Annotated in this window: 20 protein-coding genes; 12 read left to right on the top strand and 8 right to left on the bottom strand. The window is 68.5% G+C overall.

Features of this window, described 5'->3' with window-relative positions:
- Nucleotides 1-13 precede the first annotated feature (13 nt).
- Both QZ670_RS02630 and QZ670_RS02625 read right to left on the bottom strand, forming a co-directional pair.
- The gene (locus tag QZ670_RS02630; RefSeq protein ID WP_294251769.1) at nt 14-1,591 is read right to left on the bottom strand and encodes an alpha-L-arabinofuranosidase C-terminal domain-containing protein; all 1,578 of its coding nucleotides are present in this window, start codon (nt 1,589-1,591) and stop codon (nt 14-16) included.
- Nucleotides 1,592-1,658: 67 nt separating this feature from the next.
- A complete protein-coding gene (locus QZ670_RS02625; protein ID WP_294251765.1) occupies nt 1,659-3,146 on the bottom strand; it encodes a hypothetical protein in 1,488 nt (495 codons plus the stop codon).
- A gap of 375 nt (nt 3,147-3,521) precedes the next feature.
- Between QZ670_RS02625 and QZ670_RS02620 the strand changes: the two genes are divergently transcribed.
- The gene (locus tag QZ670_RS02620; protein ID WP_294251762.1) at nt 3,522-4,343 is read left to right on the top strand and encodes a lectin ESA-2; all 822 of its coding nucleotides are present in this window, start codon (nt 3,522-3,524) and stop codon (nt 4,341-4,343) included.
- A 166-nt stretch (nt 4,344-4,509) separates the two neighbouring features.
- Here QZ670_RS02620 and lpdA read toward each other — a convergent pair whose 3' ends face one another.
- The 4 genes from lpdA to QZ670_RS02600 form a co-directional block, all read right to left on the bottom strand.
- Nucleotides 4,510-5,907 (bottom strand): dihydrolipoyl dehydrogenase, encoded by a 1,398-nt coding sequence (gene lpdA / locus QZ670_RS02615; protein ID WP_294251759.1) that lies wholly within the window; start codon nt 5,905-5,907, stop codon nt 4,510-4,512.
- Between the two features lie 101 nt (nt 5,908-6,008).
- Entirely contained in the window at nt 6,009-6,404 is a 396-nt protein-coding gene (locus QZ670_RS02610) for an acyl-CoA thioesterase (RefSeq protein ID WP_294251755.1), read from the bottom strand.
- A complete protein-coding gene (locus tag QZ670_RS02605; RefSeq protein ID WP_294251752.1) occupies nt 6,397-6,621 on the bottom strand; it encodes a hypothetical protein in 225 nt (74 codons plus the stop codon). The genes QZ670_RS02610 and QZ670_RS02605 overlap by 8 nt, the downstream gene beginning before the upstream one ends.
- 16 nt (nt 6,622-6,637) lie before the next feature.
- Nucleotides 6,638-7,939 carry a pyruvate dehydrogenase complex dihydrolipoamide acetyltransferase gene (locus tag QZ670_RS02600; protein WP_294251749.1) on the bottom strand — a complete coding sequence of 434 codons (1,302 nt, stop codon included), beginning with the start codon at nt 7,937-7,939 and terminating at the stop codon, nt 6,638-6,640.
- Nucleotides 7,940-8,068: 129 nt separating this feature from the next.
- Here QZ670_RS02600 and QZ670_RS02595 point away from each other — a divergent pair, with 129 nt between their 5' ends.
- From QZ670_RS02595 to QZ670_RS02550, 10 genes are all read left to right on the top strand, one after another.
- Complete coding sequence (locus QZ670_RS02595) at nt 8,069-8,524, top strand: universal stress protein (protein ID WP_093298081.1); 456 nt, start codon at nt 8,069-8,071, stop codon at nt 8,522-8,524.
- Nucleotides 8,525-8,564: 40 nt separating this feature from the next.
- A complete protein-coding gene (locus QZ670_RS02590) occupies nt 8,565-9,866 on the top strand; it encodes a M28 family metallopeptidase (RefSeq protein ID WP_294251732.1) in 1,302 nt (433 codons plus the stop codon).
- A gap of 67 nt (nt 9,867-9,933) precedes the next feature.
- Nucleotides 9,934-10,656, top strand: a complete 723-nt coding sequence (locus QZ670_RS02585) for a response regulator (protein ID WP_294251728.1) — start codon at nt 9,934-9,936, stop codon at nt 10,654-10,656.
- On the top strand, nt 10,653-11,987 hold the full coding sequence (locus QZ670_RS02580; protein WP_294251726.1) for an ATP-binding protein: 1,335 nt from the start codon (nt 10,653-10,655) through the stop codon (nt 11,985-11,987). Before QZ670_RS02585 ends, QZ670_RS02580 begins: the two co-directional genes overlap by 4 nt.
- Nucleotides 11,988-12,096: 109 nt before the next feature.
- Entirely contained in the window at nt 12,097-13,191 is a 1,095-nt protein-coding gene (locus tag QZ670_RS02575; protein ID WP_294251723.1) for a Gfo/Idh/MocA family oxidoreductase, read from the top strand.
- 11 nt (nt 13,192-13,202) lie between these two features.
- Complete coding sequence (locus tag QZ670_RS02570) at nt 13,203-15,437, top strand: glycoside hydrolase family 3 N-terminal domain-containing protein (RefSeq protein ID WP_294251720.1); 2,235 nt, start codon at nt 13,203-13,205, stop codon at nt 15,435-15,437.
- On the top strand, nt 15,437-16,780 hold the full coding sequence (locus QZ670_RS02565) for a gluconate:H+ symporter (protein WP_294251717.1): 1,344 nt from the start codon (nt 15,437-15,439) through the stop codon (nt 16,778-16,780). The genes QZ670_RS02570 and QZ670_RS02565 overlap by 1 nt, the downstream gene beginning before the upstream one ends.
- 11 nt (nt 16,781-16,791) lie before the next feature.
- The gene (locus tag QZ670_RS02560; RefSeq protein ID WP_294251974.1) at nt 16,792-17,844 is read left to right on the top strand and encodes an SMP-30/gluconolactonase/LRE family protein; all 1,053 of its coding nucleotides are present in this window, start codon (nt 16,792-16,794) and stop codon (nt 17,842-17,844) included.
- A gap of 30 nt (nt 17,845-17,874) precedes the next feature.
- Entirely contained in the window at nt 17,875-18,609 is a 735-nt protein-coding gene (locus QZ670_RS02555; protein WP_294251714.1) for an NUDIX domain-containing protein, read from the top strand.
- Between the two features lie 29 nt (nt 18,610-18,638).
- Nucleotides 18,639-19,337: an extensin family protein gene (locus QZ670_RS02550; protein ID WP_294251972.1), complete on the top strand. Its 699-nt coding sequence runs from the start codon at nt 18,639-18,641 to the stop codon at nt 19,335-19,337.
- Between the two features lie 4 nt (nt 19,338-19,341).
- Here QZ670_RS02550 and QZ670_RS02545 read toward each other — a convergent pair whose 3' ends face one another.
- Nucleotides 19,342-19,893, bottom strand: coding sequence for a hypothetical protein (locus tag QZ670_RS02545; RefSeq protein WP_121073835.1), 552 nt, complete (start codon nt 19,891-19,893; stop codon nt 19,342-19,344).
- Nucleotides 19,894-20,360: 467 nt separating this feature from the next.
- Here QZ670_RS02545 and QZ670_RS02540 point away from each other — a divergent pair, with 467 nt between their 5' ends.
- On the top strand, nt 20,361-20,843 hold the full coding sequence (locus tag QZ670_RS02540) for a CHAP domain-containing protein (RefSeq protein WP_294251705.1): 483 nt from the start codon (nt 20,361-20,363) through the stop codon (nt 20,841-20,843).
- On the opposite strand, the gene msrB is transcribed toward QZ670_RS02540, so the two are convergent.
- Nucleotides 20,844-21,335 carry a peptide-methionine (R)-S-oxide reductase MsrB gene (gene msrB, locus QZ670_RS02535; protein WP_294251702.1) on the bottom strand — a complete coding sequence of 164 codons (492 nt, stop codon included), beginning with the start codon at nt 21,333-21,335 and terminating at the stop codon, nt 20,844-20,846.
- Nucleotides 21,336-21,412: the final 77 nt, after the last annotated feature.

Raw genomic sequence — 21,412 nt, 5'->3', positions numbered from 1 at the left:
AAGAACCGCAGTGTCAGCCTTCGATCGCCACCACCGCGACCGACTTTGCCGGCAGCTCCAGCGTCACCCCGCCCTTGGCCACGGTGCCGCGGATCGGCTTCGGCACCACGGTGTTCGGCGCCTCGAAGCTATTGACCGCATCCACCTTCGCCGCGGTCAGCACCTCGCCAACGGCACTCTTCGCCGCCACCCCGGCGAACTTCACCGCGACCCGCGCCGGCTTGCCCGCATCGAGGTTGGTCACCGCCAGCCACAATTTGCCGTCCTTGCCCCGCGCGGCGACCGCGTCGACGCGGGGCATCGTCACGCCGCCCTGCGTGTAGGTCCCCGCGTCGAACGCCACCGGCACCGCCTGTGCATCCTGGAACGGCACGTACATGCGGAACACATGGTAGGTGGGCGTGAGGACCATCTTCTCCTTGTCGGTGAGGATCATCGCCTGGAGCACGTTGATCATCTGGGCGATGTTGGTCATCCGCACCCGGTCGGCATGGCGCGCGAAGATGTTGAAGTGGAGCGCGGCGATGATCGCATCGCGCAGCGAGTTCTGCTGGTAGAGGAACCCCGGGTTGGTGCCCGGCAGCGGCGCCAGCCATACGCCCCATTCGTCGACGACCAGCGGTACCTTCTTGTCCGGATCGTACTTGTCCATGATCGCCGAATGCTTGGCGATCATCCCGTCCATCGCCAGCGCCGCCTTGACCAGCTTGGCATAGCCGGTCTCGTCGAACCCGACGCTGGGATAGGAGGGCGGCCAGCCGCCGGTGGTATAGGCGTGCATCGACAGGCCCTCGATGTTCCACGCCCAGTCATGGCCCTTCCACGCCGCCATCACCGCTTCGGTATAGCTGGTGTCGTTGTCGTTGGGGCCGACGGCGATCCGCTGCATCGGCTCCGCGCCCTTCTCGCCCTGCACCGGATCGAGATTGTGGGTGAAGCGGGCGAAGCGCTTCATCAGATCGATATAGGCGTCGGGCCGCATCGATCCGCCGCAGCCCCAGCTTTCGTTGCCGAGACCCAGCCACTTGACCTTGTACGGCGCGACATGGCCGTTGGCCGCGCGCTCCTTGCCGGCGGTGGTGGAAGGATCGGCGGTCATATAGGCGAGCCAGTCCGCCGCCTCCTGGATCGTGCCCGAGCCGACATTGACCGAGACATAGGCCTCCGCGCCGACCTGGTCAGCGAAGTCCATGAACTCGTCGGTGCCGAAGCTGTTGGGCTCGCCCGACCCGCCCCAATTGGTGTTGACGCTGCTGCGGCGCTTGTCCTGCGGGCCGATGCCGTCGCGCCAGTGATATTCGTCGGCGAAGCAGCCGCCCGGCCAGCGCACCACCGGCACGTGAATCGCCCGCAGCGCCGCCACTACGTCCTTGCGGATCCCGCGGGTGTTTGGAATCGGCGAATCCTTGCCGACCCAGATGCCGCCATAGATGCCGCTGCCGAGATGCTCGGCGAACTGGCCGAAGATGTGCCGGTCGATCACCGGCCCAGGCTTGGCTGCGGCGTCGACCGTGACCGTCACGTCCTGCGCGAGCACGGGGGTGGGCGCGAGCAGCAACGCCGCGCCGCACAGCAATGTCTTTCGAAGCATGGATCCTCCCTGATCTTTTCTCAGGGCAGCCATGCCACGGATTCTACTCCGACTAAAGAGGCCGCGTTCAGAGCGGCGGCAACGCCGGCGGCAGGGTCCAGCGCGCGACGATCACCACCGCGGCGACCACGACAACCCCCAGTACCGCAACCAGCACGCGCTGCGGCGACGGCCGGGTGCCGCTGGCGGCGAGCAGCGCCAGCCCGGCGGCAAGCATGCCCCAGACATGGTAACGATAGTCAGAGGCCACCCCGACCACGCCGAATGCTAGCTCGGTGAGGATTGCCGAGAGCGCCAGCGTCACCGCGACGCCCCCCGCGCCGTCGCGCGCGGGCCAACTGCAGAACAGCACGCCGAACGCGACCGCGAACCACAGGATCGGCGCGCCCGCCGCGCTGCTCGCCAGCGTATAGCCGAGCTTCTGGAAGCCGTTGATCCGCTTGTCGGGCGAGCCGAGCCCGATCGTGTTGGGCTCGGAGCGCGCCAGCGGCCCGGTGCCCGGCATGGTGGTGGGCATCCACAGCCGCATCTCGCTGTTCCAGTGCGCGATCCGGTGCTCGGCATAGGCGAGCGGATGGGTGGCGATGGCCTCGACCCAGGCGCTCCGCAGCTTGCTGCCGGGCGCGGCACGCTGGAGCGTATCGACGATATAGCCGCAGGCCTTGTCGTCGCCGAGTGGGTCCCACAGGATCGGGGTGAGGCAGCCCTTGGCCTCGGCACGGCGCCAAAGCCGGGCGGGTACCTGCGGCACTGCCTGCGGTCCCGCATGGTGGGCGATGCCGGCGAGATCGAACAGCGGCAGCGAGCGCTCGACCCCGCTCGGCGCGGCGTGCAGCAGCCGCTGGTTGATCGGCGTCAGCACGGCGATCACCGCGGCGGTCGTCGCCACCACCAGCGCCAGCTGGAAGCGCGGCCGGTCCCAGCGCCAGCCGCCGAGCAGCCCGAAGGCGAGCGGCACGGTGGCGAAGGCGGCGTTGAACCGCACCAGCGTGGCATAGCCGAGCAGCACCAGCACCAGCGCTGCCGCCCAGAGCGGCAGCCCCCGGTCGTCCAGCCGCCACCAGCTCGCCAGACCCACCGCGGCGAGGATCGCGCCCGCCATCTGCCCGTCCTTGAGCACCGCGACCTGCCAGCCGAGCATCGGCGGCCAGATCCCAAGCAGCAGCACGGCCAGCGCCGCGATGGCCTGTCCCCGGCGGGCGAGCGCGCCCGCGAACAGCGCCAGGCCGCCCCAGTAGAGCAGCAGTTGCAGCGCGAACATCGGCGCCTGTCCACGCCAGCCCAGGCCATGGAACACCGCCCACAGCCGCGCCATGGCCGGCGGGTGCCAGTCGTCATACTGGCCGCGCAGCACCTGCTGATATTGGACGACGCTGTCATAGCTGGCGACGCCCGGCCAGAAGAAGGCGAGGGTGATCCCGGCGAGCAGGACGGCGACGATCAGCGCCGACAGCGCCTTGCGCCGGGTGCCGACCGGCCTGCGCTGCAACGCGCGCGCGCCCCGGCCACGCGGCGACCCGCCAAAGCCCTGGGAACGCGAGCGGTACATGGTCATCGAGCGGCTTTCCTGGCGGACAAGGGCGAAGTGCCGTGCGACTCTAGGAGGGAACCGCGTGCGACGCCAGCGCACGCCCTCGCGCAGGAAAGGCGGTTCGTCGGCTGAGCAGCGGTGTAAAATTGCGTAGAGTATCTCGGCAGATGGTTTTGTAACATGCCAAGTGCGCGAAGTGCGTATTGCGAACCAGTGCAAGTAGCGTAAAATTAAGATGCGTTAGCGAGTCGTTGCTGTCGCGGGGTGGCAAAACAACGATAAAACAACCGTTGGAAGCAGAGTTGGCCTTAGGCGCCGGTCTGTTTGCAGTCGTTTGCATTCGGGCTCCTCGCACATGTCGGGTGGCGGCAGAATGCATGGTCTGGCAGGAGAGGGACAATGACGGTATTTGCGATTCAGAATCAGTGGGGCGGCAGCGGTGCGCCTTGGCACGAAGGCGGCATCTTCAATATCGGCAACCGCGCCGACCAGCGCCCGATCGCGCTGAAGATCCAGTCGGGGGATGGCGGACACAGCTTCTCCGGCACGATGACCTATCAGGGCGAGGGGCCGATCGGCATGCGCGCGACCCTTGTGACTACCAACACCTATCGCGTCGAGAACCAGTGGGGCGGCCCGAACGCGCCCTGGCACGATGCCGGGCTGTTCCTGCTCGGCGCGCGCAATGGCCAGAACGCGGTCGCTTTCGATCTTCATTCGAACGACCAGGGACAAACGCTCACCGGCACGATGCGCTACCAGGGCGAGGGCGACATCGGCGTCAAGGCTGCCGTGTCCGACGGCGTGGCCTATGACGCGCAGAATCAGTGGGGCGGCGATCACGCGCCCTGGCACCCAGGCGGCCTGTGGGTGCTCGGCTGCCGGCCGCAGCAGGCGGTCGTTGCGATCGACGTCTCCAGCGGCGATGCCGGCAAGACGCTGGCGGGCACGATCACCTACAAGGGCGAGGGCCCGATCGGCTTTCGCGGCACGCTGATCATGGCCAACACCTATAGCGTGGTGAACCAGTGGGGCGGCAACGACCAGCCCTGGCATCCGGGGGGCACCTGGGTGCTGGGCTGCCGCACCAACCAGGGCGTGGTGGCGATCAACGCCAAGGGCAACGGCGTCGAGATCGACGGCACCATGACCTATCAGGGCGAGGGCCCGATCGGGCTGGAACTCGAGCGCGCGTCGCAGCAGGCGCTCGCCGAGGCCTGAGGGCGACGCCCCGCTGCGATGTCGGGCTTGCCTCGATGTGATCCCCCCATCGAGGCCGGCAGGGCGGCGCGACGGCGCGGCCTGAAACGGCTCCGGCCCGGGTTTCCCCGGGCCGGAGTTTCTCGTTCATGGGGCGGGCAGCGCGGGTTGCGCCGCCGCCGCCCGATCAGATGTGCAGCGCGCGGCCGTAGGCGCCGAGCACCGACTCGTGCATCGCTTCGCTGATCGTCGGGTGCGGGAACACCGTTTCCATCAGCTCGGCCTCGGTCAGCTCGCCGGTCTTGCCGATCGTATAGCCTTGGATCATCTCGGTCACTTCCGCGCCGATCATGTGCGCGCCGAGCAGCTCGCCGGTCTTGGCGTCGAACACCGTCTTCACGAAGCCCTCGGGCTCGCCCAGCGCGATCGCCTTGCCGTTGCCGATGAACGGGAAGTTGCCGACCTTCACCTCATAGCCGGCTTCCTTGGCCTTGGCTTCGGTGAGGCCGACGCTGGCGATCTGCGGGTGGCAATAGGTGCAGCCCGGGATGTTGCGGACGTCCATCGCGTGCGGGTGGCCGCCGTTGATCGCTTCCACCGCGATCACGCCCTCATGGCTGGCCTTGTGCGCGAGCCACGGCGGCGCGGTGACGTCGCCGATCGCCCAAAGGCCCTCGACATTGGTGCGGCAGGCGGCGTCGGTGACGATATGTCCGCGCTCGGTTTTCACGCCCAGCGTCTCCAGCCCGATATTCTCGGTGTTCGGCACGATGCCGATCGCGACGATGACGTGGCTGAATTCCTCGACGGTGACCTTGCCGTCCTTGCCCTTGATCGACGCCTTCACGCCGCTCGCCGTCACGTCGAGCTTCTCGACGCCGGTCTGGGTGAGGATGGTCATCCCCTGCTTCTTGAACGCCTTTTCCAGGTGCGCGGAGATGTCCTTGTCCTCCACCGGCACGATCCGATCGAGCATCTCAACGATGGTCACGTTCGCGCCCATGTCGTTGTAGAAGCTGGCGAACTCCACGCCGATCGCGCCCGAGCCGATGACCAGCAGCTTGGTCGGCATCTCAGCAGGCGTCATTGCGTGGCGATAAGTCCAGATGCGCTTGCCGTCGGCCTTGGCGAAGGGCAGGTCGCGGGCGCGGGCGCCGGTCGCGACGATGATGTTCTTCGCTTCGAGGTCGGTCTTCTTGCCGTCCGCGGCGGTGACGGTCAGCTTGCCCTTCGCGGTCAGCACGCCGGTGCCCATGTGCACCGCGATCTTGTTCTTCTTCATCAGGTGCGTGACGCCCTGATTGAGCTGCTTGGCGACGCCGCGCGAGCGCTTCACCACCGCGTCCAGATCGGCGCTGATCTGGTTGGCGATCAGGCCGTAATCCTTGGCGTGCTGCATATAGTGGAAGATTTCCGCCGAGCGCAGCAGTGCCTTGGTGGGGATGCAGCCCCAGTTGAGGCAGATGCCGCCGAGCAGCTCGCGCTCGACAATGGCGGTCTTCAGGCCCAGCTGGGCCGCCCGGATCGCCGCGACATAGCCGCCGGGGCCCGAGCCGAGAACGATGACGTCGTAGGATTCAGCCAAGGTGTGCTTCCTTCTGCTCCCTTCCCGCTTTCAGGGGAGGGCTGGGGAGAAATAGTGCGGAGCCGGCGAATTGCATCGCACGCCGTAGTTCCGCACGGGCGTTACGCGATCTGGTCCACCGGCCGCGGACGCTTGTTCTCGTCGACCGCAACGAACACGAACTGCGCCTGGGTGACGAGGCAGCTTTCCTCGACATGCCGGCCGCGGCGCCAGGCCTGGACCTCGATGGTCATCGAGGTGCGGCCGACCTTGACCAGCTCGGCATAGACCGACACCTCGTCGCCCACCGCGACGGGGGAGTGGAACTTCATCCCCTCCACCGCCACCGTGACCGCCCGGCCGCGCGAATAGCGCGAGGCGAACAGCCCCGCCGCCATGTCCATCTGGCTCATCAGCCAGCCGCCGAAGATGTCTCCATAGGGATTGGTGTCCGCCGGCATCGTCGTCACCCGGATCGCGGGCTGGCGATCGGGCGGGCCGCCCTGTTGATCAATCATCGCGAGCCTCCTGGTTGCCGTGCAAGCGGGCGCGGTCTTCGGCATAGGCTCGCCGCAGCGGGCCGATGCCCATCGCCACCACCGCCACCATCGCGACATAGGCGACCAGCCAGATGTCGTGGGTGGCGCGGCGGTAGGACCAGGCGGCGAGCGACGCGATGATCCACGCCGCGATCAGGCCGACCACGATATGGATGACTTCGATCAATACGCGCACCGCCCGGCTCCTCCGATCAGGCGATCATGCCCATCGGGGCTTCGACGAGTTCCTTGAAGACCTTCATCATCTCGGCCCCGTCGGCACCGTCGATGGCGCGATGGTCGAAGCTGCCGGTGGCGCTCATCACCGTCGCCACGCCGAGCGCGTCGTCGACGATGTACGGGCGCTTCTCGCCCGCGCCGATCGCCATGATCATGCCCTGCGGCGGATTGATCACCGCTTCGAACTGCTTGATGCCGTACATGCCCATGTTGGACAGGCTGGCAGTGCCGCCCTGATATTCCTGCGGCTGCAGCTTGCCCTCGCGGGCGCGGGCGGCGAGGTCCTTCATCTCGGTCGCGATCGCCGAGACGCTCTTGTTCGCCGCATCCTTGACGATCGGGGTGATCAGGCCGGTCGGGGTCGACACCGCGACCGACACGTCGGCGCGGCTGTACTTGATCAGCTTGTCGCCGGTGAAGGTGACGTTGCACTTGGGCGTACGCGCCAGCGCGACACCCAGCGCCTTGATCAGCAGATCGTTGACCGACAGCTTCACGCCGCGCGCCTCGAGCGCCTTGTTGAGCTCACTGCGCAGCTTGAGCAGCGCATCGAGGCGGATGTCGACCGTGAGATAGATGTGCGGGACGGTCTGCTTCGACTCGGTGAGGCGACGCGCGATCGTCTTGCGGATGTTCGAGAGCTTCTCTTCCTCGTGCGGGATCGAGTCGTCGAACCACACCGCCTTGGTCTCGGTGCTCGCGGCAGGTGCGGCAGCCGGAGCGGCGCTCGCGGCCGGCGCAGCAGCGGCCGGTGCGGCAGCCGGGGCGACGCCGGGCTTGGCGCCCTCGACGTCGGCCTTGACGATGCGGCCGTTCGGGCCCGAGCCGGTCACGCCGGCGAGGTCGACGCCCTTGTCGGCGGCGATGCGGCGGGCCAGCGGGCTCGCCTTGACGCGCGACCCCGAGGCAGCGGCAGGCTGTGCCGCCGGGGCAGGGGCCGGAGTCGGCGCGGGCGCGCTGGCGGCCGGTGCGGGAGCGGGCGCGGGGGTCGGGCTCGGGGCAGGGGCGGCGGTGGCGGACGACACGTCCTCGCCTTCGCCGGCGATCACCGCGATCACGGTACCGACCTTTACGTTATCGGTCCCTTCGGCGACCAGGATCTTCCCGATCACGCCTTCGTCGACCGCTTCGAATTCCATCGTCGCCTTGTCGGTTTCGATCTCGGCAAGCAGGTCGCCGGATTTCACCGTGTCGCCTTCCTTGACGAGCCACTTGGCAAGCGTGCCCTCCTCCATGGTGGGAGAAAGTGCCGGCATCTTGATTTCGATTCCCATGAAGGTTCCCGTCGTTGGTCCTGGGGGTGGCTGGCCCCTCCTTTGCCGCCGCAGTCCCTAGGGTCAAGCCCCGCTCTTGCGCTGCGGCCCGCGCCGGTCCACGTAAAGGCGGATTGCAAGGAAGGGCCCATGCGCACCTATCTGGTGGTGATCGACGATTCGCCCGAGGCCGAGATCGCGCTGCGCTTCGCCGCGCGGCGCGCCAGCAAGACCGGCGGCAATGTCGAAATCCTGGCACTGATCCCGCCTGCCGAGTTCGTCCAGTGGGGCGGCGTGATGGCGACGATCGAGGAAGAAGCGCGCGAGCGCGCCGAGGCGCTGGTGATGCGCGCGGCGGGCACGCTGTTCAGCGAATCCGGCCTGACGCCGTCGATCACGGTGCGCGAGGGCGACGGGCCGAAGGTGGTGCGCGAGATGCTGGCCGCCAATGGCGATATCGCCGCTTTGGTGCTGGGCGCCGCGCCGAGCGGGCCCCCGGGCAAGCTGGTCGCACACTTCACCGGCGCGGATTCGGGCAAGCTCACCGTGCCGGTGATGATCATCCCAGGCTCGCTCGACATGGATGCGATCGATCGACTGAGCTGAGTCGATTGACCGGCGCGGCCGGGCACGTCAGCATAAGCCGATGCGCATCCTCGCTCTTTTGCCGCTCGCCCTGCTCGCCACGCCTGCCGCCGCGCAGGATCGCCCAGATCCTCAGCGGCTGAAGGCCAGCGTCGAGAAGCTGGTCAGCTTCGGCACGCGCCACACGCTGTCCGACGCGGAAAACCCCACGCGCGGCATCGGCGCGGCGCGGCGCTGGTTCGGCGGCGAACTCACGAAGATCGGGGCGGCGTGCGGCGGCTGTATCGAGACCAGCGAGGTCGCGCGGGAGTTCAAGGGCCCGCGGGCGCCCAACGGCGTACGGATCGTCGACGTGCTCGGCATCCAGCGCGGCAGCGAGCCGAACCGCGTGGTGATCGTGATGGGCCATATCGATAGCCGCGTGACGGACGTGATGAACGCGACCGCCGATGCCCCTGGCGCCAATGACGATGCCTCGGGCGTCGCGCTGGTGCTGGAATCGGCGCGGATCCTGTCAAAGCACAAGTTCAAGGCGACGATCGTCTATGCCGCGCTCTCGGGCGAGGAGCAGGGGCTCTATGGCGGGCAGTTGCTCGCAGAGACGGCCAAGGAACGCGGCTGGACCGTCTCGGCGGTGCTCAACAACGACATCGTCGGCAACACGATCGGGCAGGACGGCCGCCGCGTGGCGGACCGCGTCCGCGTCTTCTCCGAAGGCGCCCGCGACTCCGAAAGCGTCGCCGAGGGCAAGGCGCGCCGGGCCGATGGCGGCGAGGATGACGGCCCCAGTCGCGCGCTCGCCAAGGCGATCCGCGGCGTCGCGGCTTCGGACAAGGCGGGACTGAAGGTGCTGATGGTGCGCCGCCCGGACCGGTTCGGCCGCGGCGGCGATCATTCGCCCTTCCTGACGCTCGGCTATCCCGCGGTGCGCTTCTCGGTCGGCGTCGAGAATTACGACGCGCAGCATCAGGATCTGCGCACCGAAGCGGGCAAGGTTTACGGCGACACGGTCGACCGGATGGACTTCCCCTATCTCGCCAAGGTCACCGCGCTCAATGTCGCGACGCTGCGCCGCCTCGCCAGCGCCCCTGCCGCGCCCGAGCCGGTGATCCTCAGCGGGGCGCTCGCCACCGATACGACGGTGAAATGGCCGGCCGTGGCCGGGGCAGCGAAGTACCGTGTCTACTGGCGCTCCGCCGACAGCGACGCCTGGATCAACCATGTCGATGTGGCGGGTGACAAGACCGAAACCGTGCTGAAGGGAATCATCGTTGACGACACCTTCGTCGGCGTGGCCGCGCTGGCAGCCGATGGGGCGGAGAGCCTAGTCAGCTTCGGCGCGCGGCCGGTGCGCGAACGTTGAACCTTCTGGCGCATCGGTTCATAGAGCCGCCCTCTGGGGTCCATTTGTACAAGAGTCGAGTTTGAGTATGGCAACCCATCCCCTGTCCGACGAACCCGCCACGCTGCTGGTGGTGGACGACGACCGCGACATCCGCCTGCTCCTCGCCAACAGCCTCGGCGCGCGCGGCTACCGCGTCGAGACGGCGTCGAGCGCGCGCGACATGGACGTTATCCTCGAGAAGATGCCGGTCGATGTGGTGATCCTCGACGTGATGATGCCGGGCGAGGACGGGCTCTCCGCCTGCCGCCGCATCGCCACCGCCGACGGCCCCGACGTGATCCTGCTCAGCGCGCTGGGCGAGGAGCAGGACCGGATCCTCGGGCTCGAAGTCGGTGCCGGCCATTATCTCCCCAAGCCGTGCAGCCCGCGCGAGATCCTGGCGACGGTGCGCGCGGCGCTGCGCAAGCGCGGCACCACCGCCGCGCCGCCGGCGGGGGATGTCTACACCTTCGAGGGCTGGCGGATCGACCTCGGCAGCCACGAGCTGTTCGATCCCGAGGGCGTGCTGGTCGGCCTTACCGACGGTGAATTCGCGGTGCTGCGCGTGTTCATCGAACGCCCGCGCCGGGTGCTCACCCGCGAGGCGCTGCTCGCCGCCGCGCGCGGCCCGGATTCGGACGCCTATGACCGCGCGATCGACGTGCAGGTCAGCCGGTTGCGCCGCAAGCTGCGCTCGGGCGCGGACGAGATCATCCGCACCGTGCGCAACGAAGGCTATCTGTTCGTCCCCCGCGTGACGCGCGCATGAGCAAGGGAACGGCGGCATCCCGGTCGCCGCTGTTCCTGCGCATCTTCGTACGGATGCTCGCCTGCGTCGCGGTGGTGCAGCTGCTCAATTTCGGGCTGCTGTTCGCGGTCCAGACGCCCAATCCTAAGCTCCACACCGTCGGCCAGATCGCACAGGCGATGCGCAATCCCGCGGCTGCGCCGGATCGGTTTGAAGTGCTCCGCGCGCTTGCGGTGGAGCGCCAGCCCTGGAATCCGCGCGCCGAGCGGACCGAGGTCGCGCTGGCGACCGCGCTTGGGGTGCCCCGCGAGGACGTGATCCTGCGCTTCCCTGTCGGCTTCCTGCAGCGCCCGCAGGTCTATAACCGGGCCGGCCTGCCGCCCGCGCCGGCGCCTGCCAGTGCCGCCGCGGCGCAGGACGTGGTCGTCACCGGCGGGTTCGAAGCCTCGCTGAAGCTGCCCGACGGCAGCTGGCGTACGGTGACGCCGGGCGAGGGACTGGAGCCCTGGCGGCTGTTCGTCATCGCCTGGCTGGTCCTGTCGGCGCTCGCGGCTGCCGTCTTCGCCTGGGCGATGGCGCAGCGCTTCGCCCGCCCGATCGGTGCCTTCGCCCGTGCGGCCGAACGACTGGGCCGCGATCCGCGCGCGCCGCCGATCGAGCTCGACGGCCCCGCCGAGATCGCCGAGGCCGCGCGGGCGTTCAACGACATGCAGGCGCGGCTCAACCGCTATGTCGACGACCGGGCGACGATGATCGCGGCGGTGGCGCACGACCTGCGCACCCCGCTGATGCGGCTGGGACTGCGCGTCGAGGACGCCGATCCGGGGATCCGCGCGGCGTGCGAGGGCGATATCCGCGAGATGCAGGCGATGATCTCGGCGGTGATGGCCTATGTGCGCGACAGCAGCCGCATTGGGGTGCGCCGCCCGCTCGATCTGCGCTCGCTCGCGGAGACAGTGGTGGACGATGCGGCTGATCGCGGCGCCGACGTCAGCCTGGAATTGGGCGATCCGGTGGTGATCGAGGCGGACCCGGTGGCGCTCAAGGCGATGCTCGCCAACCTCGTCGGCAACGCGGTCAAATATGCCGGCGGTGCCGAGCTGCTGCTGTCGGCGCGCGACCATGAGGCGGTGATTGCGGTGCGCGATCGCGGGCCGGGCATCCCGGACGAGGACATGGAACGGGTGTTCGACCCCTTCTTCCGCGGCGAGCGCTCGCGCAACCGCGATACCGGCGGCATGGGACTGGGCCTGGCCAGCGCGCGGGCGACGGCGCGCGCGCATGGCGGCGACATCTCGCTGCACCGGCGCAGCGGCGGCGGGCTGTGCGCCACCGTCACGCTTCCGCTTTGATTTCAGCCGCTTCCATCTACGACCCCGAGACGCTGGCCCGCCTCTCCCATTGTTGATACCGCTGTCGGCCGTGCGGCACGCATAGCCGCCGGGGACGAGGAGGAGGATCATGGGAACGCGACGCGACGTGCTCGGCGGGATCGGCGCCGGGGTCTTGGCCAGTGCGCTCGGCGGATCGGCGGCAGCAGCGCCCAAGCGCAAGCTTGGCTATGCGATCGTCGGCCTGGGCTATTACGCCACCAAGCAGATCATGCCCAACCTCAAGGACTGCGAGTTCGCCGAACTCAAGGCGCTGGTGAGCGGCACGCCCGCCAAGCTGGAGAAATACGGCGCCGAATACGGCATCCCCAAGACTCATCAGTACAGCTACGAGACCTACGACCGGATCCGCGACAATCCGGACATCGACATTGTCTATGTCGTCCTGCCCAATTCGATGCACGCCGAATACACGATCCGCGCGCACCAGGCCGGCAAGCATGTGATGTGCGAGAAGCCGATGGCGGTCTCGGTCGCCGAATGCCAGGCCATGATCGCCGCAGCAAAGAAGGCCGGCAAGAAGCTGATGATCGGCTATCGCTGCCACTTCGAGCCGTACAATCTGAAGGCCATCGAGACGGTGAAGTCGGGCGCGCTCGGCAAGCCCACGCTGATCTTCGCCGAGCACGGCTTCTATGCGGGGCCCAACCAGTGGCGGCTCGACAAGGCGCTGTCCGGCGGCGGATCGATGATGGACATCGGCATCTACAGTCTCAACGCCGCGCGCTATCTCTCCGGCGAGGAGCCCGTCGAGGTCACCGCGATGGAATATACCGATCGCAGCGACCCGCGCTTCAAGACGGTGGAGGACCGGATCGACTGGCAGTTCCGCTTCCCCAGCGGGCTGATCGCCGATTGCGTGTCGAGCTACAGCTCGAACCACAACCATTACCGCGTCACCGGCCGGAAGGGCTGGGTCGAGCTGGAGCCCGCCACCAATTATGAGGGGCAGGAGATGTGGACCCGGCTGGACGGCAAGCGCGAGCAGGTGGTGCTGCCCAAGCCGGCCAAGAACCAGTTCGTCCGCCAGCTCGACCATCTGCCCGAATGCATCCTGAGCGGGCGCGAGCCGATCGTCTCGGGCGAGGAAGGCTTGCGCGACATGCGGCTGATCGAGGCGGTCTACCGCGCGGCGCGCGAGCATCGGGCGATCACGCTGGCATGAAGAAGGGACGGATGAATCGACGCGATGTACTGGCGGCGGGCGCGATGCTCGCCGCTTCCGCCTGGAGCCCGCTCGCCCGTGCGGCACGACCGCTTGGCGCCGACCACCGCGCGCATATCCAGGCGCTGCTCGGCCAGATGACGCTCGCCGAGAAGGTCGGGCAGATGAACCAGATCGCCGGCGGCCGGCAGAAGGCGCTCAACTCGAAGCTGGACGCGGCGATGCTCGACCGGGTGCGCAAGGGCGAGATGGGCTCGTTCCTCCACGTCGCCGGCGCCGAGCCGCTGCGCGACCTGCAGCGCGTCGCGGTGGAGGAGTCGCGGCTCAAGATCCCGCTTTTGTTCGCGATGGACGTGATCCATGGCTATCGCACCATCCTGCCGGTGCCGCTGGCGCTCGCGGCGAGCTGGGACCCGAAGGTGGCTGAGCAGGCCGCACGAATCGCGGCGGAAGAGGCCTGGGCGGCCGGGCTGCACTGGACCTTCACCCCGATGGTCGACGTAGCGCGCGATCCGCGCTGGGGCCGGGTGGTCGAGGGCGCGGGCGAGGACGCCTATCTCGGCAGCCGCATCGCCGAAGCGCAGGTCGCCGGCTTCCAGGGCGCGGACCTCGGCAAGGGCATGCGGATGATGGCCTGCGCCAAGCATTTCGTCGGCTATGGCGCGGCGGACGGCGGGCGCGATTACGACAGCGCGGAAGTGGGGCCGCGTACGCTCAACGAGGTGTACCTCCCGCCCTTCCATGCCGCCGCACGCGCAGGCGCGGGCAGCTTCATGACCGCGTTCAACGCGCTCGACGGCGTGCCGATGACCGCCAATGCCGAGCTCGTCCGCGGCTTCCTGCGCGCCCAGTGGCACTATCAGGGGCTGGTGGTGAGCGACTGGAACGCGATCCGCGAGCTGGTCAACCATGGCATCGCCGCCGATGCGCGCGAAGCCGCGGTGCTGGCGCTCAAGGCCGGCGTCGACATGGACATGGCGAGCGGCAGCTACGCCACCTACCTCGCCGAAGCCGCGATGGCGGATAGGAGCCTGGTGCCGCTGATCGACGAGGCGGTGGGCCGCATTCTCGCCATCAAGGCGCGGCTGGGGCTGTTCGACGATCCCTATGGCTTCGGTGATCCGGCGCGCGACAAGGCGCCGCTGCGGCGGACCGAGGCGCGCGATCTCGCGAAACGATCGGTGGTGCTGTTGCGCAACGACGGCGCGGTGCTGCCGCTCAAGCCGGGCGCCAAGCTCGCGCTGATCGGCGCGCTGGCGGACGATGCATCCTCCGCGATCGGCTCGTGGCGCGCACGGGGACAGGCGACCGATGCGGTGACGCTCAAGGCGGCGCTGGCGGGTGCCGACTATCAGCCGGGCACCGATGTCGCGGCGGCAGTCGAGGCGGCCAAGCGCGCCGATGTGGTGCTGGTCGCCCTCGGCGAGGATTTCAATCGCACCGGCGAAGCGCGCAGCTATGCGGAGATCGGCCTCCCCGACGGGCAGGCGGCGCTGCTGGAGGCGCTGAAGGCGACCGGCAAGCCGATCGTGGCGATCCTGATGGGCGGCCGCCCGCTGGCGCTCGAACGCGAGCTGACCGGGGTACCCGCCGTGCTGCAGACCTGGCTGCTCGGCATCGAGAGCGGCCCGGCGATCGCCGAGATCCTCACCGGCAAGGCCGCCCCCGGTGGCCGCCTGCCGATCGGCATGCCGCGCAAGACCGGCCAGTCGCCCCAGAGCTACGCCCACCTGCCCACCGGCCGCCCGGCCAACCCGGACCTCGCGGTGGACAGCGCACGCTATCACGATACCGAGATCGGCCCGCTCTTCGCCTTCGGCCATGGCCTCACCTATGGCGAGATCGCCTATGGCTCGCTGGCGCTCAGCGCCGAGACGCTCGCCCTTGGCGGCCGGATCACCGCCTCGGTGCAGGTCACCAATCGCGGCACCATGGCGGTGGAGGAAGTGGTGCAGCTCTATGCCAACGATCCCGTCGCTTCGGTTTCGCGGCCGGTGGCGGAGCTGCGCGGCTTTGCCCGCGTGCCGCTCAAGCCGGGGCAGAGCCGCACCGTGCGCTTTACCCTGAGCCCCGAGCAGTTCGCCTTCTGGCGCGACGGCAAGTGGATCGTCGAGGCGGGCGACATCCGGCTGATGGCCGGCGCTTCCTCAGCTGACCTCAAGAGCGAGGCCAGGTTCCGCATCACCGCCGCCGCGGAGGGGCAGGTGCCCGCCGCCTCGCTTGCCGCCAAGGTGGAGGTCGCGTGATGGGCGAGCCCTGGCATACGCTGCTCATCGTCGCCGGCAGCATCGCGACGGTCATCCTGCTGGTGCTGCGCCTCAAGCTCCAGCCGTTCGTCGCGCTGCTGCTGGTGGCGCTGGCGACCGGCCTGGTCTTCGGCAACGATCCGCAGGCGGTGATCGCGGCGATCAAGAAGGGCACGGGCGAGGCGCTCGGCTCGGTCGCGGTGGTGATCGGGCTCGGCGCGGTGCTGGGCGGGATGCTGGAGGCATCGGGTGGCGTGCAGGCGATCGCGCGGCGGCTGCTCGATCTGTTCGGGGAGAAGCGCGTCCCTTGGGCGCTCACCGCGATCGGCATCGTCGTCGGCGTGCCGTTGTTCTTCGACGTCGCGTTCATCATCCTCGCGCCGCTGCTCACCACGCTCGCGGTGCGGGCGGAGCGACGCGTCACCTATTTCGCGTTGCCGCTGCTCGCCGGCCTGATGACGATGCACGCGCTGCTGCCGCCGCATCCGGGGCCGGTCGCGGTCGCCGAACTGCTGCATACCGATTATGGCCGCATGGCGCTGTACGGCCTGATCTGCGGCATCCCCTCGGCGATCCTAGCCGGCCCCGTCTTCGCCAAGCTGGCCCATGGCGCGCCCGGTTACGGCGCGATCGGGGCGCCGCCGATGCTCGACGAGGGCGCGCCGCAGACGGTTGCGGTCGGCTTCGGACCAGCGCTGGCCGCGATGCTGCTGCCGCTGGCGCTGATCCTGATCGGCACGGTGGCGAGCGAGACGATGGCGCCGGGGATGGCGCGCTCGACGCTCGTCTTCCTCGGCCACCCCTTCACCGCGCTGATCCTCGCGGTGCTGGCGGCGATGGCGTGGCTGCGCTTCGTGGCGGGCGCGGGGTTCGAGACGCTCTCCAGGATCAGCACCCGCGCGCTCGAGCCGGCGGGGCTGATGGTGCTGATCATCGGCGCCGGTGCGGCCTACAAGGAAGTGCTGATCGACTCGGGCGCGGGTAAGCAGATCACCATGGCGGTGCAGGCCGCGCAAGTTTCGATTCCCGTCTTCGCCTTCCTGCTCTCCGCCTTCGTCCGCGTGGCGCAAGGCTCGGCAACGGTGTCGATGGTCACCGCGGCGGGGCTTGCCGCGCCGCTGATCACCGCGGCCGGGCTGGGCCCCGATCGGATCGCGCTGGTGACCGTGGCGATCGGCGCGGGCGCGACCGTGGCGAGCCATGTCAACGACACCGGCTTCTGGCTGGTGAAGCAATATCTCGGCCTCACCGAAGCGCAGACCTTTCGCAGCTGGACCATCGGTGCCACCATCGCGGGACTGACCAGTTTCGCCATGGCGCTGCTGCTATGGCCGTTCGTCTGATGGGGATTTCGATGCTCGCCACCACCCGCCGCACCCTGTTGGGCGGCCTCGCCGCGCTGCCGATGCTGCCGGGCCTCGCCCGCGCGGCGGGGGCGGGGACGATCACCCGGCTCGATCCCGAGCTCGACACGCTGCTCGACGTGGAGTCGCCGCTCGAGGTGATTTCGAGCGGCATCCAGTGGGCCGAGGGGCCGGTGTGGATACGCGACGGCGCGGTCTCGGGTGATGCGGCCGGCGGGGCGAGCGCGTTCGATCGCAGCTATCTGCTCTTCTCTGATCCCCCGGCGAACATCGCCTATCGCTGGGACGGCAAGGAGACCAAGCCGTTCCTCGTCCCCTCAGGGCTCGCCGGTCCGATCCCCAAGGGTATGCGCGAGGCGGGGTCGAACGGGATGATCCAAGGCCGCAAGGGCGAACTGCTGATGGCGGACAGCGGCACCCGCGCCATCGCGGCGGTGGACCTGGAGACCAAGGAAAAGACGATCCTCGCCGGCAAGTACCAGGGCAAGCGCTTCAACAGCTGCAACGACCTGGTGCAGGCGAAGAACGGCGCGATCTATTTCACCGACCCGCCCTATGGCTTCACCGAGGGCGACCAATCGCCGCTCAAGGAGCTGCCGTTCAACGGCGTGTACCGGCTCGACACCAACGGTACGGTGCACCTGATCGAATCGAAGCTGACCCGGCCCAACGGCATCGGCCTCTCGCCGGACCAGCGGACGCTCTACGTGTCTGTCTCCGACGACGCGGCGCCGTACACCTGGGCGTATTCGTTGGGAGACGACGGGCTGGCGACGGGCCGCAAGATCTTCCTCGATCACCGCGCCGGCACCGCCGCGGGCCTGCAGGGCCATGCCGACGGGATGAAGGTGGCGGCGAGCGGGCATCTCTATGCCAGCGGTCCCGGCGGCATCCATGTCGTCGCGCCCGACGGGCGGCGGCTGGGGCTGATCTCTACGGGCAAGAAGGCGGCGAACTGCTGCTTCGGCGAGGACGGCAAGACGCTGTTCATCACCTCCAGCGACCAGGTGTTCCGCCTCCGCCTGCGTGCCTCCGGCTGGTAAGCAGCGCGCGCGGGGCGTAGAGCCGGGCCGATGACGTCGCCCGAAGCCATCCCAGCCGCCACCGTCGTCGTAATGCGCGATGTGGCGGGCGGGCCGCCGGAACTGCTGATGGTAGAGCGCTCGCGGGCGATGGCGTTCGCGGGCGGGGCGCTGGTGTTTCCGGGCGGCCGAATAGATCCGGGCGATCATCTGCTGACCGACAGCCATGATGATGCCGCCGCCCGAGTCGCGGCGATCCGCGAGACGATCGAGGAGGCGGGGCTGGCGCTGGGCATGGCCTGCGAGTCCGGTGCCCTCGCGAAACTGCGCGCGGCGCTCCATGCCGGTGAACCCTTTGCACAGCTGTTGACGGAAGCCGGACTGGCGCTCGATCTTGACCTGCTGGTGCCGTTCGCCCGCTGGCTGCCCTATGGCCTGCCGCACCGGGTGTTCGATACCCGCTTCTATCTCGCCCGCGCGCCCGAGGGCGCCACGCCGCAGGTTGATGGCAGCGAGAATGTCCGGTTGTGCTGGATCACCGCGCGAGATGCCCTGCACGCAGCCGATCGCGGCGAGGCGATGGTGATCTACCCCACCCGGCGTAACCTGGAACGGCTGGCGCTGTTCGACGGTTTCGACTCGGCGATGGCCCATGCCCGCCGCTTTCCGATCGAGCCGATCACCCCCTTCGTCGAGTCGCGCGGCGGCGTCGACTGGCTCTGTATCCCGGAAGGGCTCGGCTACCCCGTCACCGCCGAGCGGATGGACCGCGCGGTGCGGGCGTGAAGGCGCTGAAGCAGACCGTCTGGGTGCTGCTGGTCTTCGCGCTGATCGCCGGCGGTGCGCTGCTGTTGCTGATGTGGACGCGCAGCCGCCCGCAAGACGTGCCTTGGACGCCGCTCGACCTGTCGCAGCCGATCGGCGCCTTTACCGGGCGCAAGCTCGCGGGGCTGGGGAGCGATGACGGGCAGTGCCGGGCGCTGCTCACCCAGGCAGGCGTCCGCTACGAGAAGCTGGCGCCGGTGCAGCGGCAGGGCGAATGCGGCTATGCCAATGGCGTGCGGTTTACCAGCGGGGGGGCGCGGACGATCGCGTTCAGCCCGGCGTCGCTCGGCACCGCCTGTCCGGTCGCCGCTGGGCTGGCGCTGTGGGAGTGGAATTTCGTCCAGCCCGAAGCGCAGAAGCATTTCGGGACGCGCGTCGTTCGTATCGAGCATTTCGGCAGCTATTCGTGCCGCCGCATGTACGGCCGCACCACCGGCGACTGGAGCGAGCATGCCAGGGCCAACGCAGTGGACATCGCCGCCTTCATCCTCGCAGACGGGCGGCGGGTGAGCGTGCTGAATGACTGGAAGGGGGAAGGGGACAAGCCGGCCTTCCTGCGCGCGGTTCGGGACGGCGCTTGTCGGCTGTTCGCGACGGTGCTGTCGCCCGACTACAATGCCGCCCACCGCGACCACCTCCATCTCGACCAGGCTGCACGCGGCGAGATGGGGTGGCGGGCCTGTCGCTAGCCGATCAGTTCGGCAGGGCGTTAGTGTCGATCTTCTCCACCCATTGCGGGAAGAAGCTCGGCTGGCGGTTCGACCAGCCCGAGGCGGTCGCCGCGGCTTCGCTGATCGACTGGAGCAGCTTGCGACGCAGATCCGGGTGGAGGTGCGGCAGCGCCGAGGCCGAGCAGAACGCCGCCGGCAGCCACGGCCGCACTTCCGCACCGAGCAGCCGCTCGTAGAGGAAGCGATAGGAGGAGAAGCTGGTCAGCCGGCCCTGGCCGAGGTCGAACGCCGAGAGCGTCACCAGCGGCGCCATGAACGGCTCGATCCCGTTCAGATCGCTGTCGTTCGGCATCATTGCGCGAATGTCCTTGAGGCGCTCGTAGATGCGCGCCTGGGCGCGAATGCTGGCGGCTTCGACCACGTCGCGCGACCAGCGCGAAAGGGCGTCGTCGCGCTCCAGGCCCACGTCGAGCGACCGGCGCACATAGCGCTGGGTGCCGGCGGCAAAGCCTGCGAATTCCTTCATCTCTGCCAGCGTCATCGCACCTTCGGCCGGTTTTGCTCGTGCAGCCATCGTAACGTCTCCCGCTCGGGTTCCTTCTGCCCGGTAGAGAGGATCATGCTCCGCACTGGTTAACGCAGAGCTTAATGACCCCCTCCGTATCCCCACGAGCATTGGACCCTAAAATGTGCTGCGACGCAACATTGGTTTGCGACGAACCGACGGGACTAAGGGAACTTCCTTAGGCATCTGAATTCGTGCCGTAATTTCCCTTATGTCCTTGCCCCTATGCCAATTTGGGCAATCGGTTGCGCGCCGCGCGGCAATGTGGGTTTTAGGGCAGGTTCCACCGTTCAGAAACGGTTCAGCGCACCTCGTCGGCGCATTCCAACGGTTCGTCGGATCGGCGAACCGCAGGGCTGTACTGCCGTCCTATAGTTTGGGTACCAACCCTCAACCACTTCCTTTCCTGACCGGGGGGTCCAAAGATGTTCACTCGTTTCGCAGCGCGTTTTGCGCTGATGGCGGCGTGCGCCCTGATGACTGTCGTTCCCGCTCAGGCGAAGGGCACCTTCTGGCAGTGCGTCACCTTCGCCCGCCAGGCCTCGGGCGTCGAGCTCCGCGGCAATGCCTGGACCTGGTGGGACCAGGCCGCCGGCCGCTACCAGCGCGGTGAGACCCCCAAGGTCGGCGCAGTGATGTCGTTCCAGCGCACCGCCCGCATGCCGATGGGCCATGTCGCGATGGTGTCGCAGGTCGTCAGCCCGCGCGAAGTGCTGCTCACCCATGCCAACTGGTCGACCCCAGGCGCCGTCGAGCACGACGTCCGCGCAGTGGACGTCTCGGCCGCCGGCGACTGGAGCGAAGTGCGCGTGTGGTACGGCCGCACCGGCAGTCTCGGCCTCTCGGCCTATCCGGTGAACGGCTTCATCTATCCGGACGCGGCACCGGCCAGCGACTGGGCCAATGTCCAGGTCGCGGCGCTCAGCCTGCCGACGCTGACCCAGATCGCGTCGAACTGATCACCCGCGCGGCGTGAAGCGTAGCGCCACCCCATTCATGCAGTAACGCTTGCCCGTCGGCTTGGGCCCGTCATTGAAGACATGGCCGAGATGGCTGCCGCAGCGGCGGCACAGCACCTCGGTGCGCTCCATGCCTAGGCTGCGGTCGCTCCGCGTCACCACCGCATTGGCGAGCGGCTGATAGAAGCTCGGCCAGCCGGTGCCGCTGTCGAACTTGGTGGCGGAATCGAACAGCGGCAGCGCGCAGCCGGCACAGCCGAACACGCCCTTGCGATGCTCCTTGTTGAGCGGGCTGGTGAAGGGATATTCGGTCCCGCCGTTGCGCAGCACGTTATAGGCCGCCGGGCTCAGCTTCTTCTTCCATTCGGCATCGCTCAGCTTGAACGGGAAGTTCGGCAGCGGCGCGGCGGGGGCACTGCTGCAGGCGAACAGCGGCAGGGCGATGGCGCCTGCTCCGGCGGCGGCGAGCAACTGGCGGCGATCGATCGGCATGGCGAACCTCGTGCGATGATGGTCTCGATATAGGTTCGGTCCGCGCGGCCGAAAGGTTGCAGCACCCTCGGCACTTT

Source organism: uncultured Sphingomonas sp. (genome assembly GCF_913774285.1).
GTDB lineage: Bacteria > Pseudomonadota > Alphaproteobacteria > Sphingomonadales > Sphingomonadaceae > Sphingomonas.
The sequence above is the reverse complement of the archived record's forward strand: the minus strand, read 5'-3'. Positions and strand labels throughout refer to the sequence as shown.

Coding starts and splice junctions, on each gene's coding strand:
- QZ670_RS02630 (WP_294251769.1), bottom strand. CDS start 1,591: ATGCTTCGAAAGACATTGCTGTGCGGCGCGGCGTTGCTGCTCGCGCCC.
- QZ670_RS02625 (WP_294251765.1), bottom strand. CDS start 3,146: ATGACCATGTACCGCTCGCGTTCCCAGGGCTTTGGCGGGTCGCCGCGT.
- QZ670_RS02620 (WP_294251762.1), top strand. CDS start 3,522: ATGACGGTATTTGCGATTCAGAATCAGTGGGGCGGCAGCGGTGCGCCT.
- QZ670_RS02610 (WP_294251755.1), bottom strand. CDS start 6,404: ATGATTGATCAACAGGGCGGCCCGCCCGATCGCCAGCCCGCGATCCGG.
- QZ670_RS02600 (WP_294251749.1), bottom strand. CDS start 7,939: ATGGGAATCGAAATCAAGATGCCGGCACTTTCTCCCACCATGGAGGAG.
- QZ670_RS02595 (WP_093298081.1), top strand. CDS start 8,069: ATGCGCACCTATCTGGTGGTGATCGACGATTCGCCCGAGGCCGAGATC.
- QZ670_RS02590 (WP_294251732.1), top strand. CDS start 8,565: ATGCGCATCCTCGCTCTTTTGCCGCTCGCCCTGCTCGCCACGCCTGCC.
- QZ670_RS02585 (WP_294251728.1), top strand. CDS start 9,934: ATGGCAACCCATCCCCTGTCCGACGAACCCGCCACGCTGCTGGTGGTG.
- QZ670_RS02580 (WP_294251726.1), top strand. CDS start 10,653: ATGAGCAAGGGAACGGCGGCATCCCGGTCGCCGCTGTTCCTGCGCATC.
- QZ670_RS02575 (WP_294251723.1), top strand. CDS start 12,097: ATGGGAACGCGACGCGACGTGCTCGGCGGGATCGGCGCCGGGGTCTTG.
- QZ670_RS02570 (WP_294251720.1), top strand. CDS start 13,203: ATGAATCGACGCGATGTACTGGCGGCGGGCGCGATGCTCGCCGCTTCC.
- QZ670_RS02565 (WP_294251717.1), top strand. CDS start 15,437: ATGGGCGAGCCCTGGCATACGCTGCTCATCGTCGCCGGCAGCATCGCG.
- QZ670_RS02560 (WP_294251974.1), top strand. CDS start 16,792: ATGCTCGCCACCACCCGCCGCACCCTGTTGGGCGGCCTCGCCGCGCTG.
- QZ670_RS02555 (WP_294251714.1), top strand. CDS start 17,875: ATGACGTCGCCCGAAGCCATCCCAGCCGCCACCGTCGTCGTAATGCGC.
- QZ670_RS02545 (WP_121073835.1), bottom strand. CDS start 19,893: ATGGCTGCACGAGCAAAACCGGCCGAAGGTGCGATGACGCTGGCAGAG.
- QZ670_RS02540 (WP_294251705.1), top strand. CDS start 20,361: ATGACTGTCGTTCCCGCTCAGGCGAAGGGCACCTTCTGGCAGTGCGTC.
- msrB (WP_294251702.1), bottom strand. CDS start 21,335: ATGCCGATCGATCGCCGCCAGTTGCTCGCCGCCGCCGGAGCAGGCGCC.